This window comes from Mangrovimonas aestuarii, assembly GCF_028767185.1.
Classification (GTDB): Bacteria; Bacteroidota; Bacteroidia; order Flavobacteriales; family Flavobacteriaceae; genus Mangrovimonas_B; species Mangrovimonas_B aestuarii.
Window position 1 is genome coordinate 337,250 of sequence record NZ_JARACK010000001.1, and the last position, 16,192, is coordinate 353,441.

Sequence of the window (16,192 nt, forward strand, 5' to 3'; positions counted from 1 at the left end):
TTTTAGCAAATGTACATTATTTATGAAATACTTTTTTTTAAATATTCCTTAATAATTTGAGATTCCATACAAGAAAATATAATAATTTTATGGGCATGTTTAGGGCAATTGATTCAAATCAACTTATTACAGTACTTCTATTATTATGCTTATGCTTTCTAGCAATAGCTAAATTATTGGACACTAAAAGATTCCATGATTTTACAACATTAATGAGTAACCCCAAATACTTGAACATTTACTTACGTGAGCAAAAGTTCATCGATCTATTTGATTCCTTTCTTTTCCTGAACTTTATTATTTCACTCGGAATTTTCATAGGTTTTTCTGCCCAAACCTTTGCTCCCAAATTCAACATTTCAGCCAATATTTTATTTAAACTCATTGCTGGAGTAGGTTTTTTCATACTCATTAAGATATTGATCCAAAGGCTCGTAGGAAGCTTGTTTGAAATGGATAAGCTCATAGATCATTATCTCTTTCAAAAAACGAGTTTCAACCATTTTTTAGGACTGATACTTCTCCCTGTTAACTTACTTTTAACATACTCCTTAATTCCTAGTCCTGTTGTTATTTATGTGATTGGAGGATGTCTTGCACTAATAGTAATATCTGGATTGCTCAGTAGCATAAAAGCCAACCAAGGCATAATAAAAAACAACTTGTTTTATTTTATTTTATATCTTTGCACACTTGAAATTGCACCTTATATTATTTTATGTCAACAGGCTACAAAACTATAGGGAAAACAAAAAAATTACCGCTTATGAAAGTGAAAACTATTTTGGTCTCTCAGCCAGAACCTAAAATTGAAAACTCTCCTTACTTTGACCTTCAGGAAAAGCAAAAAGTTAAGATTGATTTCAGACCTTTTATTCATGTAGAAGGGGTTTCAGCAAAAGAGATTAGGCAGCAAAAAATTGACTTAGCCAATTATAGCGCAATTATCTTAACTAGTAGAAATGCCGTAGATCATTTCTTTAGAGTAGCCAAGGAAATGCGCTATGCCGTTCCAGACGACTTAAAGTATTTTTGTCAATCGGAAGCCGTTGCTTATTACTTACAAAAATATGTGGTTTATAGAAAACGTAAGATTTATGTAGGGAAACGTACTTTTGCTGAACTTTCCCCACTTATTAAAAAATATAAAGACGAGAAGTTTTTACTTCCAACTACCGATAAACTAAAGCCAGAGGTTCCAGAAACCATGAACGCTTTGAACGTAGACTGGAAGGAAGGAGTTTTCTACAGAACTGTTATCAGTGATCTTTCTGACCTTGCCGATGTATACTACGATATTTTAGTGTTCTTTAGTCCATCGGGAATTGAATCGTTGTTCCACAACTTTCCAGATTTCAAGCAAAACGATACACGTATAGCAGTGTTTGGAAATACAACAATTAAAGCTGTAGAAGAACGAGGACTTCGTGTAGATATTGCTGCACCTACACCAGAAACACCTTCTATGACCATGGCATTGGAGAAATACATAGAGAAGGCTAATAAAGGGAAAAAATAGGTTTTTATCCACAACAAACAAAAAAGCGCAACCAATGGTTGCGCTTTTTTGTTTAAATGTACTTACTATAATATTAGTTGATAATCAGAAGTTTTTTTGTAAAGACTCGATCATCAACAGAAACTTTAGCGAAATACAATCCTGAAGCTAAAAAGGAACTATCTACAAGATTCTCTCCATACACTAAATTTTCAACAAGTAATTGTTTGCCAGACACATCAAACAATTGAAGTCTTACTTCTTCAACTTGAACAGATACCTTTATCGCATTTAAATTTGCATTTGCAAACATTGTAAACGACTTTTCATCAACGCCATCAACAGAAAGTGCTTCACATTCAGCTTCACTATTTACTGCCGTTGTATTTCCCGCAATTATCCATGAAGACAAATAAGCAGCACTTGCATCATCAACAAACAAACAGTCTAAATTAGGGTTAAAATCAGAATCAAAGACATTAACATTTGCATTATTCCCATTACGCATATCCAAGAATATTAAGGCGTTGGTTTTGCAATTAACGCTAACAAGCGCCGTATTCGCTGAAAAGTCCAAAGATTGCAGATTATTATCAAAGACATTAACAGTGGTAAGACCTGTATTATTAGAGACATCTAAACTTGTTAAACCAGCCTGCTCAGCAATGATGCTTGTAACAGAAGCACTATTGGGCAGTGTAATGGTTGTAAGACTTGAACAGCCTGTAAAATTAATTGTGGACAATAAGTTTAACCCAGTTAAATCAACTGAAGTCAACCCTGTATTATAAGAAAGATCAATATTAGTGAGATTGATAAAAGCTGAAATACCTGTTAAATCCACAATACCCTGGTTTTGAAAACCAAGAGTTGTTACAGCAGCAGCATCTGATGTAAGTATTTGACCGTCAACAGTACCCTCCGAATCGTAATTGAAAAAAACAAGTTGGGTTTCAAAATTAACATCCGGAATTGAAGTATATTGAGCAAAGGATGTAAACGGTAATAGCAACAACAGGGGAAGAAGTGATGTAATTGTTCTCATATCGTGTAAACATTTGATTAGTAGCGTAATAAACTTACTACATTATCGCATATAAAACAAAAAAAAGGGATGTTTTACACCCCTTTTAAATTGTATTTCAACTAATTACACTAAGCCAAAGGCGCTCCTGCCATGATTTCTTCATTAGCATACTCCTCAAACTTGCTAAAGTTTTTCTTAAACGAGGCAGCCAATTCCTTAGCTTTTGCATCGTAAGCATCTTTATCAGCCCAAGTTCCTTTAGGATTTAATACCTCAGATGGCACATTAGGACATTCAGTAGGCATAGCCAAACCAAATATTGGATGCTGTACAAACTCAACATTATCCAATTCACCGTCTAAGGCAGCAGTAATCATTGCTCTTGTAAACTTAAGTTTCATTCTGCTTCCCACTCCATATGGACCACCAGTCCACCCTGTGTTTACCAACCAAACGTTAACACCTGCTTCCTGCATTTTAGCACTTAGCATTTCAGCATATTGAGTTGGGTGTAACGGCATGAATGGTGCTCCAAAACAAGCAGAAAAACTTGGTAGTGGTTCATCAATACCTGCCTCAGTCCCTGCTACTTTTGCTGTATATCCAGAAATAAAGTGGTAAGCTGCCTGACCAGGAGTCAATTTAGAGATAGGAGGCAATACTCCAAAAGCATCTGCTGTTAGGAAAAATATATTTTTAGGATTCTTCCCAATAGAAGGCACTTGAATGTTATCAATGTGATAAATTGGGTAACTTACCCTTGTATTTTGAGTGATAGATGTATCTTCAAAATTAACCGCCCCTTTATCATCTACAATTACATTTTCAAGGATAGCTCCTCTTTTAATTGCGTGATAGATATCTGGCTCGTTCTCCTCTGATAGGTTAATTACCTTGGCGTAACACCCTCCTTCAAAGTTAAACACAGTATTTTCGTTAGTCCAGCCGTGCTCATCATCACCAATCAATTTACGATTAGGATCTGCAGACAAAGTTGTTTTACCTGTCCCTGAAAGACCAAAGAAAATTGCTGTTTCACCATCTTTACCAACATTAGCACTACAGTGCATTGGTAAGGTATTCTTAAATACAGGAAGTATAAAGTTTAAAGCAGAGAAAATACCTTTCTTAATTTCTCCAGTATAACCAGTTCCACCAATAAGAGCAATTTTTCTTGAAAAATCTAAAATAGCAAAGTTATGCTGACGTGTTCCATCTACATCAGGATCTGCCATAAAACCAGGAGCGTTAACAACGGTCCACTCTGGAGTGAAACCATTCAACTCTTCCTCAGTAGGTCTTAAGAACATATTGTGGGCAAACATATTGCTCCATGGATATTCGTTAATAACACGAATATTCAATTTATAATTGTCGTCGGCACAAGCATAGCTATCTCTTACATAAATCTCTTTTCCTGAAAGATAGTCTACTACTTTGTCATAAAGTTTTTCAAACTTTTCAGAGTCAAAAGGAATATTGATATCACCCCACCATACACGGTCTTTGGTAATATCGTCCATTACTATAAAACGGTCCTTTGGCGATCGCCCTGTAAACTCACCCGTATTCACGGCCAACGCCCCTGAGGCAACCTCTACACCTTGTTCATTGTCAATTGTGGCTTGATGCAACTCGTCTGAAGACAGTTGATATCTTACTTTAGCATTTTTAATTCCGTACTGTTCTACCGAAATCGTTTTCGTTGCTTGGGTATTATCTACCATAATTTTTTGTGTTGTTTAAAGTGCAAAATTATAACAATATTTGAAAGTAGGTAGCTAAAATTGAGATTTATCGGCTCCCTCCTTTAAAAAGGTTATCAATAATATAGCCCATGCTGTTATAAGCAATACCCCTCCCAAAGGAGTTATCAAAGCAATCTTTTTAAAGTCGAATCCAGTTAGCTCATTGGTCGACAAACCGTATATAGAACCAGAAAAACACAGCACACCAACAGCGACCATCCATAATACTACCTTTTTGGTTTTAGAATTGAGATTATCAATTTGCCCAACAAATAGTAGTAGCAGGGCATGATACATTTGATAGCGAACACCTGTTTCGAAAGTTGCTTGAGCCTCTGGACTAATCATTTCTTTCAGAGCGTGAGCGCCAAAGGCTCCAAGTATCACACTCAGACCTCCCATTAACGCGGCTATTACTAAGATCTTTCTGTTCATATATTTTTAGGAATGGATTTCTTATGAAAGCGTTGTATTTATTACATTCGTGCAAGCAAAATTAATCAACAACTCTCATAATGCGAAACATTTTAGTAATTGGTTCTGGCAAATCAACTGCCTACCTCATTAAATATCTGCTGGAAAAATCAACAACCGAAAATTTACACATAACCGTTGGCGACCTTGATATTGGTTGCGCCAAGAAAATGATTGGAAACCACTCCAATGCCACAGCTATAGTTCTAGATGTATTTAACCAAGACTCTAGAACAAAAGCGATTCAGGAGGCAGACATCGTTGTTTCGATGCTTCCTGCCCGTTTCCACATTGAAGTAGCAAAAGACTGTATTAAGTACGGAAAAAACTTGGTAACAGCATCGTACGTCAGTGATGAAATGCAAGCTCTTAATGACCAGGTAACTGCAAAAGGTCTGGTATTTATGAACGAAATTGGAGTGGACCCCGGTATTGATCACATGAGCGCCATGAAGGTTATCAATGAAATTCGTGACAAAGGAGGGAAAATGATTTTATTTGAATCGTTTACTGGAGGACTTGTAGCTCCAGAAAGCGACAATAATCTTTGGAACTACAAATTCACTTGGAATCCAAGAAATGTAGTTGTAGCCGGCCAAGGAGGGGCCGCCAAATTTTTACAGGAAGGCACCTATAAATACATTCCATATCACCGCTTATTCAGACGCACCGAATTTTTAGACGTAGAAGGTTATGGCCGTTTTGAAGCTTACGCCAATAGGGACTCCTTAAAATACCAAAGTGTTTACGGACTGGACAAAATTAAAACACTCTACCGAGGCACCATGCGCCGTGTAGGATTTAGCAGAGCGTGGAATATGTTTGTTCAATTAGGGATGACGGACGATAGCTACGTTATTGAAGATTCGGAAAACATGAGCTATCGCGATTTTGTGAATGCCTTTTTACCTTATAGCCCTTCCGATTCAGTTGAGCTAAAGTTCCGTCATCAATTAAAAATTGAGCAAGATGACATTGTATGGGACAAGTTTGTAGAACTAGACATATTCAGTCCAAAAAAAATGGTGGGCCTAGAACGAGCCACTCCAGCCAAAATTCTTCAAAAGATATTAATGGACAGTTGGACCTTAACACCAGAAGACAAAGATATGATTGTTATGTACCATAAGTTTGGCTATGAGCTTAATGGGAACAAATACCAAATAGACTCTACTATGGTAACACTGGGTGAAGACCAAACCTACACAGCAATGGCCAAAACGGTTGGACTTCCTGTTGCAATTGCTACGCTTGCCATTTTAAATGGAACCATAACAACCCCAGGTGTACAAATACCTCTGAAAAAAGAAGTCTATCGACCTATTTTGGAGGAATTGGAAACCTACGGCATTGCCTTTAAAGAAAAACAAGTGCCTTATTTAGGGTATAACCCACTGAATATTTAGACAAATAACCACACAATAAAAACACCAGACTCCTCTACTGTTTAACATTGAAGTCTGGTGTTATTGTTTTCATAACCATAAGTTAACAGGCTTCACACTTACAGTTTACAACAGTTTATCTATTTTTAGCCTCTCTTTTAAAATCATGACCAAGATGAAAGTAAAAAAGCCGAACATAAGAATAGATGGTATTGACAAGAAAATATTACGTGCTCTTATGCAGGATGCAAGAACTCCTGTTTTAGAAATAGCACGTAATGTAGGGATTTCAGGCGCTGCTATTCACCAACGTTTGCGCAAACTAGAAAAATCTGGTTTATTGGCTGGATCAAAATTTGTTATCAACCCAGAAGTGTTGGGTTACTCAACAATGGCTTTTGTTGCTATTCACTTGGATAAAGCCCTAGAGGCTCCTAAAGTTGCAAAAGAACTCAATAAAGTTCCCGAAGTGTTGGAGTGTCATTTTACTACTGGGGATTGGAGTATTTTAATAAAACTGCTAGGAAAAAGTAATGCCCATCTCATGGAAATTCTTCAAAACGACATACAATCGATTACAGGTGTTAACCGAACCGAAACCTTTGTGTCTTTACAACAACAAATAGACCGACAAATCAAAATATAAAAAAAACGCCCGAAACAAGTTTCGAGCGTTTTGCAATATAAGTATCCAAGAAGGAAGGTTAGTCTCTTGATAAAAAGATCTGGACAACATACCAGAATAATAACATTAAAGATGCGAATAACCCCAGTGCTGCAGGTATATATTCATCGTTTGAATATTTATGAACCAAATTTGAGGTTTGATACAAAATACTTCCGGCAGCCAACACACACATTCCCACCGAAAACCAAAGTCCTAAATCGAAACCAAATAACATTCCGGCAACTATTAGACCTATAGCCAAAAAGAAGCCAATAGTCAAAATAGACCTTAAAAAAGAGAAGTCCTTTTTAGTTACAAATACAATGGCCGACAAACCTGTAAATAAAGACAAGGTCACAATTGCTGCCTGATTTATAAGTTCAAGCCCTCCAGAATAAGCTATTGCTATGTATAATAGAGGAACAAAAATGATGGCTTCCGCTAAAATGTAAATACCATAGGCAAGATATTGTTTGTTCTTATCCTCAGTTCTCAAGGTTGTGCTTTCAGCATAGTTCGTTACCAGCATAAAGCCACCCAGCATAATAAGCCATTTCCAACCACTAAGCATGGACAGCATAAAATTTACAATGGTTTCACTTTGAAGTAACATCGTTTCGAAGACCACAAACAAAAGAACACCTGCTGCTACATGAGTATAGGTCTTTTTATAGAAAGCTACTTTTTCGGTCTGGTCTAACTCATTTACCAGTACTTTTTGGGGATACATATTCTCCATAAGGTTTTGACTATTTTGGGTTTAAATGCATTAAATATACTGTTTTTTTGAAAAGAAATACTTACCTGAAAGGTTTTTAAAACATTCAGCTTAATACCTGAATCACATAATGAAAAATATAATGATCAATAAAACCTCTAGATTACGTGAATTTGAAGTTTACAACTCAATGGCAAGGGACTAGTAAAGCTTTATTAGATTAATAAAGCAAAAAACCCACGACAACAAGTTGTGGGGTTTTGTTTTTATTTTAGCTAGATAATAACATTAATCCCTACTTCCCATGATTCTGTAGGCCCAGTACACCAAATTAGCTAGCGCACCAATTGCAGCAACCAAATAAGTTCTTGCCGCCCACTTTAAGGCATCTTCAGAACCTTTGTACTCTTCTTGAGTCACCATGTTTTTATTCTTCAACCATGCTAAGGCACGATTACTTGCATCATACTCTACCGGAAGCGTAATAAAACTAAATACCGTAGCTAATCCCATAAAAATCAATCCGGCCATAGCCACCCAATAGCCCATGCCTGCGCCAGAAGCAGCTCCGAGCACCAGCCCACCAATCACTAACCATTGCGACATTCCTGAAGTGACACTTACTACAGGCACCAACTGCGAACGCATTTGTAGCCAACTGTAAGCCTGGGCATGTTGCACCGCATGCCCACATTCGTGAGCAGCCACGGCAGCAGCGGCAGCGTTACGTTCGTTATAAACAGCCTCACTTAAGTTTACTGTTTTATTTTTAGGGTTGTAATGATCTGATAACCTCCCTGGTGTAGATACCACCTGAACATCCTGAATTCCATGGTCAGCCAACATTTTTTCGGCAATTTCCCTACCACTCATTCCATTGCGCAAATGCACTTTGGAATAATGTTTAAACTTACTTTTTAGTTGACTGCTCACCAACCAACTTATTAATGCTATAGCTCCGATTAATATATAATATCCGTACATGTTTTCTTTGGTTTTTAAGTATTGTAAAGTTACGATTAACCTTTCAAAAAGCGAACCAATTTAAGATGGGATTAAGACCATGACGTTTTGGCTGAATTATCACGTAAACCCCTTCCTCCCTCTAGCCATCTCCACTAAACAAGGAAGGAATTTACCTTCTAAAAAATAAAAGGCCACCGATTGGCAGCCTTTCATTTAATTTATCTGTTGGGTTCTATTACCCCACAATGTTTATGATCTTTCCTGGAACGATAATCACCTTTTTAGGAGTACGTCCTTGAAGCTGGGCTTGAGTTTTCTCGTGAGCCATCACTTCTTTTTCAATATCCTCTTTACTCATATCCAATGGCAATTCCAGATCAAAACGTTTTTTACCGTTAAACGATACCGGATACACCTTACTGCTCTCAACCAAGTGCTTTTCATCAAACATAGGGAATGCAGTAGTCGATATAGATGTAGTATGTCCCAATTGTGACCACAACTCTTCAGCAATATGAGGTGCATAAGGCGATATTAACACCAATAACGGCTCCAATATCGCATTACTGTTACACTTTTGAGCTGTCAACTCATTTACCGCAATCATAAAGGTAGACACTGAAGTGTTGAACGAGAAGTTCTCAATATCCTCTTCTACTTTCTTGATGGTTTTATGGAGCGTTTTTAGACTGTCTTTAGAAGGCTCTGCATCGGTTACTTTGCTGCCATTATCACCTATATAAAGTTTCCAAAGTTTTTTAAGAAACCCATGAACCCCTGTAATACCTGCTGTATTCCATGGTTTTGCCTGATCAAGTGGCCCCAAGAACATTTCATAAAGACGCAAACTGTCTGCTCCGTACTGCTCGCAAATATCGTCTGGATTTACAACATTGAACTTAGATTTGGACATTTTTTCGACTTCTCTTCTAACATTAAATGTACCATCATCTTCACATATAAACTCTGCGTCCATAAATTCTGCTCTCCAGTTTTTAAAGGCATCCAAATCTAATTCGTCCGAAGAATTAACAAAAGACACATCTGCAGGGATTGGAAAAGTAGGTCCTAATACTAAAGCATATTTTTCAGAATTTAAATACTCTTTATCTTGAGAATCTACATAATTTGAGATTTCTCCAATTAGCATTTTTGAATACTCTTCCTGAATATCAAAACCACTCAGTATTTCATCTTTAGAAGCCCCTATTAAAGCAGCAAATCTTTTTAGGCTAAGTAATGAATCAGAAATATACACTTGTGCATTCAATTCAATTGACTTAACAAATTTACCAGCTAAAGGGGTAAATCCTTTTTCTGGATTTTCAAATACAGAATTTTTTGCATGAATATTTACTTGATCTACTCTACCCACATAAGCACTTGTCCCCAAGATCATTCCTTGGTTAATTAGCTTTTTGAAAGGCTCTTCAATTCCAACAAAACCTCTATCCTTAAGGAATTTCACCCAGAAACGAGAGTACAATAAGTGTCCGGTAGCATGCTCACTACCTCCAATATATAGGTCTACGTTTTCCCAATATTTTAGAGCATCTTCGGTAGCAAAAGCTTCGTCGCGCTTAGCGGCTTCTTCCATATAACGGAAGAAATACCAAGAACTCCCTGCCCAGCCCGGCATAGTGTTCAACTCTAATGGAAAAACAGTTGTGTTATTTATTTTATCGTTACTTACAACATCATTGGTTTCTGTACACCACGCCCAAACATCGGCACGCCCTAATGGCGGCTCACCAGTTTCTGTTGGCAAGTACTTTTCAACCTCTGGCAATGTAATTGGCAAATGCGCCTTATCGATCATCTGTGGCATGCCATTCACATAATACACTGGGAATGGCTCACCCCAATAACGCTGACGAGAGAACACTGCATCACGTAAACGGTAGTTGGTCTTACCATACCCTTGCCCCAATGCTTCTAATTCGGCAATTACCAACTTGGTCGCTTCCTTATAGTTCTTTCCGTTAAGGAAATCACTATTAGCCAAAATAGTGGTAGCCTTATCATCAAAAGCTTCTTCTGCGGTATCTACCCCCTCAAAAATGCTTGGAATAGGCAACCCAAAGTGGTTTGCAAAATCGTGATCGCGTTGGTCTCCTGCCGGAACGGCCATTACAGCACCTGTTCCGTAACTCGCCAATACGTAATCGCCAATCCAAATTGGAATTGGCTCTTTGGTAAACGGATGCTCGGCATAAGCCCCTGTAAACACCCCAGAAATGGTCTTCACATCTGCCATACGCTCGCGCTCACTACGCTTTGCCGTAGCTTCAATATAAGCTTCCACCTCTGCTTTTTGAGCATTGGTCACTATTTGTGATACCAAATCGTGCTCTGGTGCCAAAGTCATAAAGCTTACTCCAAAGATGGTATCAGGACGGGTTGTAAACACTTCGATAGTTTCATCGTGACCATTTACGTTAAAAGTCACCGACGCCCCTTGCGATTTTCCAATCCAGTTACGCTGGCTCTCCTTCAATGCATCCGTCCAATCTATATTTTCCAACCCTTGAAGTAAACGTTCAGCATAAGCCGAAATACGCATACTCCACTGGGTCATCTTCTTTCTCACTACTGGGTGACCACCACGCTCTGAAACACCATTAACAATCTCGTCGTTCGCCAAAACAGTTCCTAAAGCTGGACACCAGTTTACTTCGGTTTCTGCCAAATAAGTCAAACGGTATTTCAACAACAATTCCTGTTGCGCTTCACTACTCATAGCATTCCATTTCTCAGCAGAGAAACTAGGCATATCAGCATCACAAACCGCATTGATATTGGCATTCCCTTCTTGAGTAAACACCTCAACCAATTCGCTTACTGGTCTAGCCTGATTGGCATCTTTACAGTAATACGACTCGAACAATTGGATGAAAATCCATTGTGTCCATTTATAATATTGCGGATTGCTGGTACGTACTTCACGGCTCCAATCGAATGAAAACCCAATACGATCCAACTGCTCACGGTAACGATTAATATTCGTTTCTGTAGTTATAGCCGGATGCTGCCCTGTTTGGATAGCATATTGCTCGGCCGGCAAACCAAAGCTATCATAGCCCTGAGGGTGAAGTACGTTAAACCCTTTATGACGTTTGTAACGCGCATAAATATCGGATGCGATATATCCTAGCGGGTGCCCAACGTGCAGCCCCGCTCCAGAAGGATAAGGAAACATGTCCAGCACATAGTATTTTGGTTTATCCGATTGGTTGTCGGCCTTGAAGGTTTGGTTCTCGGCCCAGTACTTTTGCCACTTGTCTTCTATTTCATTAAAATGGTAGTTCATCTTTGGTATGCTTCTATCTCGGTTTGTAGGAAACTTAACTAAAACAGCTTCTGCTTTTCAATTCGTTTTCTAGCAAATACATTAACAAAAGCGCAAATTTAAGCTTATTATAACAATGTGGAAAGTTTAAACGTTGTAAACCTGACTGAAACCGATTGTTTTTATATTTTTACAACCTTAACCACAAGTTTTTATGAGCGCATCGTTTGAACGGTATCAAAAACGCCGATTGATTTCGTCGTATTTTTCTGTTGTATTGAGTATTGCCCTGGTATTGTTCCTATTGGGTGTTTTGGGCCTTTTGGTCTTGAATGCCAAAAAAGTATCCGATCACTTTAAAGAGCAGGTAGTGGTCACTATTTACTTAAAGGAATCTGCCAAGGAAGTTGAGATTAAGCAATTGGAAAATAGCTTAGCTATGGCCGATTATGTGAAATCTACCGAATATGTTAGCAAAGCACAAGCAGCGGAAATTATGAAAGCTGAAAGTGGTGAGGACTTTATGGACTTCTTGGGATACAATCCGCTTCAAAATTCTATTGATGTACATCTTAAAGCTGATTATGTAACTGAAGAACAATTGGAGCAAATCAGTCAGGAAACCATGACCAAAAACTTTGTGGACGAAGTGCGTTACGATCGCGATTTGGTAACCTTGATGAACAATAACGTAAAGAAGATTAGTTTCTGGATATTGGTCATCAGTGGGCTATTTACCCTTATAGCTGTTTTATTGATTAACAGCTCTATTCGCTTATCGGTATATTCCAAACGATTTACTATTAAAACGATGCAAATGGTAGGCGCTACCAAGCATTTTATTAGAAAGCCATTTGTTTGGAAAAGCATACGATTGGGGATGATCGGGGCCATTATAGCCCTAGGCGGTATGGCTGTAGTGCTTCATTTTGTGAACAAAACATTCCCTGAATTGGAGCTTTTAGCAAAACCAGAACTGATTGCTGCCATCTTTGTGGGTGTATTTCTTGTGGGTATCGTTATCACTTGGATAAGCACCTTCTTTGCTACCCAACGCTTCTTGAACTTAAGAACAGAAGAACTATATTATTAGATACAGTAATACGTATTTTATGAAATTATCAAAGGAATATCAAACGAGCTCCTTTTTTGTAGACTCATGGTTATTCCCCTACAAAACTCGCAATCCCTCAATCTTTAAAACGGTAAAAACCTCTAAATAAAGCCTTTATTATATAAACATTTCGTATATTTAAATACTAAAATTTAAAGACTACCAGTCAAAGCAGTTTATGTGATCAGTATTGACCCTACTCCTTTTAACACTTACCAACCTAGGTAGGTCATCATATAAACTGCTTTTTGGTTTTATCTTCTTTTGTATTTAATATTCTATTGGTTGTTTTTTTACCAACGAAACCTTTACGCTATCTTACACTTAAACCATTCTTTTTTGCTTAAACTTACATTAACAAATCTACTCACATTCTCATATGCACTGCACCCTTTGTGAAACGCCATTAAAAAATAAAGCTGACGACTACTATTTTGTTTGTAATATATGTAGTGCCTATGTAAAAGATATTAGGCATTATATGACTAGCGCTGAAGAAAGGGCGCATTATCAGGCGCATAATAACGATGTAAATGATGTGGGATATCAGAAGTTTACATCTCCCATCACTAATGCCATTTTAGCTAATCAAACAAAAGAGCAACTGGGATTGGATTTTGGCTGTGGCACAGGTCCAGTCATCACAAAACTTTTAAAAGATCAAGACTATCAAGTTCAAACATACGACCCCTATTTTCATCCTAATGAAAGTTATCTTAACCTTCGTTATAACTATATTTTCAGCTGTGAAGTCTTTGAACACTTTTACAATCCAAAACATGAAATAGAAAAATTGTTGGACCTTTTAAGGCCAAGTGGTCGTTTATATATCATGACACATTTATTCAAAGAAGGTATAGATTTTAAAACTTGGTATTACCGCAAAGACACCACTCATGTATTTATCTATACAGAACAAACCATGCGTTTTATTGCAGAAACCTACAATTTGGAAATTGACACTTTAGATGAGCGAATAACGGTGTTTAGCAAGCCGTGACAAGCGAGGAAAACTAAGAGAATTTGGATATAGAATTTCATTTAGCTACTGTATGTTCATTCGCAATATATTGTTGCTTATGCAAATCCACTGCAATTGATAAATTCAAAATGGTATCTAAATCAAAATGAAACAGAATCAAACCTCTGCCTCCAAATTTACACAGCATTAACTACAAAGTTTTAAATAAAACCGTTACTTTGCATCTGCCTAAATTATGGTTTGATACTTCTGAGCATATTGCCCAATTGGAAGTTGACCATCAGGTGTTATTTACAGAATTCAACTGATTATGGGAGAACAAAAACGCGACCACGACTCTAAAGGTGAGTTTATTTTTGGAAAACGCAATTACAAGTTTATGTTTATAGGATTGGCCTGCATCGCCTTGGGCTTTATTTTGATGTCTGGCGGAGGTAGTGACGACCCAAATGTGTTTAATCCAGATATTTTCAGTTTCCGTAGAATTCGCTTGGCACCTACCCTAATCTTAATAGGCTTTGGTATTCAGATTTATGCCATCCTAACCAAACCCGAAAAGAAAAACTCCAACGATTAATCCTTTACACCCATTTAATGGGTTCTCTTTTTTATTGTAATTGCTATGAATATTGTCGATTCTGCCATTCTTGGTGTTATTCAAGGATTAACCGAGTTTTTACCTGTGTCGTCCAGTGGCCACTTAGAGTTGGGGAAAGCCATTCTAGGAGATACTTCTATTCCAGAAGAAAGCCTGCTATTTACAGTGGTCCTTCACTTTGCAACAGCATTAAGTACCTTGGTTGTTTTTCGTAAGGATATCATAGATATTATTAAAGGTGCTTTAAAATTACAATGGAACGAAGATTTACAATTTGTTTCCAAAATAGCACTTTCGATGATTCCTGCTGTTATTATCGGATTGTTCTTTGAGGAACAATTGGAACAACTTTTCGGCGGAAAAATTCTTTTGGTTGGTTGTATGCTGATTATTACAGCTGTGCTTCTTTTCCTTGCCGATCGTGCCAAAGACACCAGCAAGCCCGTTTCTTTTAAGAATGCTTTTGTTATTGGGGTTTCACAAGCGATTGCCATGCTACCGGGAATTTCAAGATCTGGAGCAACTATTTCTACTTCAGTTTTACTGGGCAACGACAAAACCAAAGCAGCACGCTTTTCATTTTTAATGGTTGTGCCTTTAATTTTAGGAAAGATCGCCAAAGATGTTTTAAGCGGAGACCTCAGCTATAATGCAGAACACTTTACAGCCTTATCTATTGGATTCATTGCCGCCTTTGTTTCCGGACTATTGGCATGTACCTGGATGATTGCTTTGGTAAAGAAAAGTAAGCTCACTTATTTTTCGGTATATTGTGTTATTGTAGGTTTAATAGCCATAAGCGTAGCATTGTTCGATAGTTAAAACATGAAAATGCATCAGTTTGAGTGAAATCCATTAGGATTTTGTATCGAAAACAAGCATTTTTGACCCTTCTAATATTAACCTATTCTCGATACTATTCCGATTATCATCGGAATCACTCGAATTGACAGTTAAAGACAAATGAATTCATAAAATGAAAACCGCAGAAGACTTTAAGAACGGTCAAGTATTGCTAATTGATAAGCCTTTGGAATGGACTTCCTTTCAAGCGGTAAACAAATTACGTTGGCATTTACGACGTGCTTTCAAACTGAAGAAAATAAAAGTAGGTCACGCTGGTACTCTTGATCCACTGGCAAGTGGGCTATTGGTTATCTGTACCGGAAAAATGACCAAACAGATTGAAACCTTTCAAGGTCAGGAAAAGGAATATACAGGAACCATTGTTTTGGGAAGCACTACGCCTTCTTATGATCTGGAAACAGAAATCAACCATACTTTCCCTACTGGTCATTTCACAGAAGAACTCATTCACGAAACCACCAAGCAATTCATTGGAGATATAGAACAATACCCTCCAGTTTTCTCGGCTATAAAGAAAGATGGTAAACGCCTATATGAATTTGCTAGAGAAGGTAAAGAGGTAGAAGTTAAACCACGTACCATAAATATTTCTGAATTCGAAATTACACGTATTGGTGAAAGCGAAGTAGACTTTAGAGTGGTTTGCAGCAAAGGAACCTACATTCGTTCTTTAGCCAACGATTTTGGAAAAGCCCTTGATTCTGGCGGACATCTTTCTGTGTTGCGCCGTACCCGTATTGGGGATTTTAAGGTAGACGATGCACTTAGTCCTGAAGCCTTTATAGAAAGTCTTAACAACTAAATCCTACTTTTTTGCGTATATTATTAATGAAGATTAGTATTAAAAACCCTAACGCAA

15 protein-coding genes are annotated in these 16,192 nt (G+C 37.6%); 9 read left to right on the forward strand and 6 right to left on the reverse strand.

Annotated features, from left to right (window positions below; translation table 11 throughout):
* The first annotated feature begins 95 nt into the window (after positions 1-95).
* Entirely contained in the window at positions 96-743 is a 648-nt protein-coding gene (locus PWU04_RS01570) for a DUF4271 domain-containing protein (protein ID WP_274474044.1), read from the forward strand.
* Positions 744-766: 23 nt separating this feature from the next.
* Positions 767-1,519, forward strand: coding sequence for a uroporphyrinogen-III synthase (locus PWU04_RS01575; RefSeq protein ID WP_274474045.1), 753 nt, complete (start codon positions 767-769; stop codon positions 1,517-1,519).
* A gap of 73 nt (positions 1,520-1,592) precedes the next feature.
* Here the strand turns inward: PWU04_RS01575 and PWU04_RS01580 are convergent, their stop codons facing one another.
* The 3 genes from PWU04_RS01580 to PWU04_RS01590 form a co-directional block, all read right to left on the reverse strand.
* The gene (locus PWU04_RS01580; RefSeq protein WP_274474046.1) at positions 1,593-2,543 is read right to left on the reverse strand and encodes a T9SS type A sorting domain-containing protein; all 951 of its coding nucleotides are present in this window, start codon (positions 2,541-2,543) and stop codon (positions 1,593-1,595) included.
* A 110-nt stretch (positions 2,544-2,653) separates the two neighbouring features.
* Complete coding sequence (gene pckA, locus PWU04_RS01585) at positions 2,654-4,252, reverse strand: phosphoenolpyruvate carboxykinase (ATP) (RefSeq protein WP_274474047.1); 1,599 nt, start codon at positions 4,250-4,252, stop codon at positions 2,654-2,656.
* A 54-nt stretch (positions 4,253-4,306) separates the two neighbouring features.
* Entirely contained in the window at positions 4,307-4,708 is a 402-nt protein-coding gene (locus PWU04_RS01590; RefSeq protein ID WP_274474048.1) for a DUF423 domain-containing protein, read from the reverse strand.
* Between the two features lie 80 nt (positions 4,709-4,788).
* Here PWU04_RS01590 and PWU04_RS01595 point away from each other — a divergent pair, with 80 nt between their 5' ends.
* Both PWU04_RS01595 and PWU04_RS01600 read left to right on the forward strand, forming a co-directional pair.
* Positions 4,789-6,153, forward strand: coding sequence for a saccharopine dehydrogenase family protein (locus PWU04_RS01595; protein ID WP_274474049.1), 1,365 nt, complete (start codon positions 4,789-4,791; stop codon positions 6,151-6,153).
* Between the two features lie 154 nt (positions 6,154-6,307).
* A complete protein-coding gene (locus tag PWU04_RS01600) occupies positions 6,308-6,778 on the forward strand; it encodes an Lrp/AsnC family transcriptional regulator (protein ID WP_274474050.1) in 471 nt (156 codons plus the stop codon).
* Between the two features lie 58 nt (positions 6,779-6,836).
* Here PWU04_RS01600 and PWU04_RS01605 read toward each other — a convergent pair whose 3' ends face one another.
* The 3 genes from PWU04_RS01605 to PWU04_RS01615 form a co-directional block, all read right to left on the reverse strand.
* Entirely contained in the window at positions 6,837-7,538 is a 702-nt protein-coding gene (locus tag PWU04_RS01605) for a Bax inhibitor-1/YccA family protein (RefSeq protein WP_274474051.1), read from the reverse strand.
* Positions 7,539-7,805: 267 nt separating this feature from the next.
* Positions 7,806-8,501: a zinc metallopeptidase gene (locus tag PWU04_RS01610; protein WP_274474052.1), complete on the reverse strand. Its 696-nt coding sequence runs from the start codon at positions 8,499-8,501 to the stop codon at positions 7,806-7,808.
* A 217-nt stretch (positions 8,502-8,718) separates the two neighbouring features.
* Positions 8,719-11,793: a leucine--tRNA ligase gene (locus PWU04_RS01615; RefSeq protein WP_274474053.1), complete on the reverse strand. Its 3,075-nt coding sequence runs from the start codon at positions 11,791-11,793 to the stop codon at positions 8,719-8,721.
* 193 nt (positions 11,794-11,986) lie between these two features.
* Between PWU04_RS01615 and PWU04_RS01620 the strand changes: the two genes are divergently transcribed.
* The 5 genes from PWU04_RS01620 to truB all read left to right on the forward strand — a co-directional run bounded on the left by PWU04_RS01620 (position 11,987) and on the right by truB (position 16,135).
* The gene (locus tag PWU04_RS01620) at positions 11,987-12,865 is read left to right on the forward strand and encodes a cell division protein FtsX (RefSeq protein ID WP_274474054.1); all 879 of its coding nucleotides are present in this window, start codon (positions 11,987-11,989) and stop codon (positions 12,863-12,865) included.
* A gap of 502 nt (positions 12,866-13,367) precedes the next feature.
* Positions 13,368-13,886 carry a class I SAM-dependent methyltransferase gene (locus tag PWU04_RS01625; RefSeq protein WP_274474055.1) on the forward strand — a complete coding sequence of 173 codons (519 nt, stop codon included), beginning with the start codon at positions 13,368-13,370 and terminating at the stop codon, positions 13,884-13,886.
* 292 nt (positions 13,887-14,178) lie between these two features.
* On the forward strand, positions 14,179-14,445 hold the full coding sequence (locus tag PWU04_RS01630; protein ID WP_274474056.1) for a DUF3098 domain-containing protein: 267 nt from the start codon (positions 14,179-14,181) through the stop codon (positions 14,443-14,445).
* Positions 14,446-14,490: 45 nt separating this feature from the next.
* Complete coding sequence (locus PWU04_RS01635) at positions 14,491-15,288, forward strand: undecaprenyl-diphosphate phosphatase (RefSeq protein ID WP_274474057.1); 798 nt, start codon at positions 14,491-14,493, stop codon at positions 15,286-15,288.
* A gap of 154 nt (positions 15,289-15,442) precedes the next feature.
* Positions 15,443-16,135 carry a tRNA pseudouridine(55) synthase TruB gene (gene truB, locus PWU04_RS01640; protein ID WP_274474058.1) on the forward strand — a complete coding sequence of 231 codons (693 nt, stop codon included), beginning with the start codon at positions 15,443-15,445 and terminating at the stop codon, positions 16,133-16,135.
* Positions 16,136-16,192: the final 57 nt, after the last annotated feature.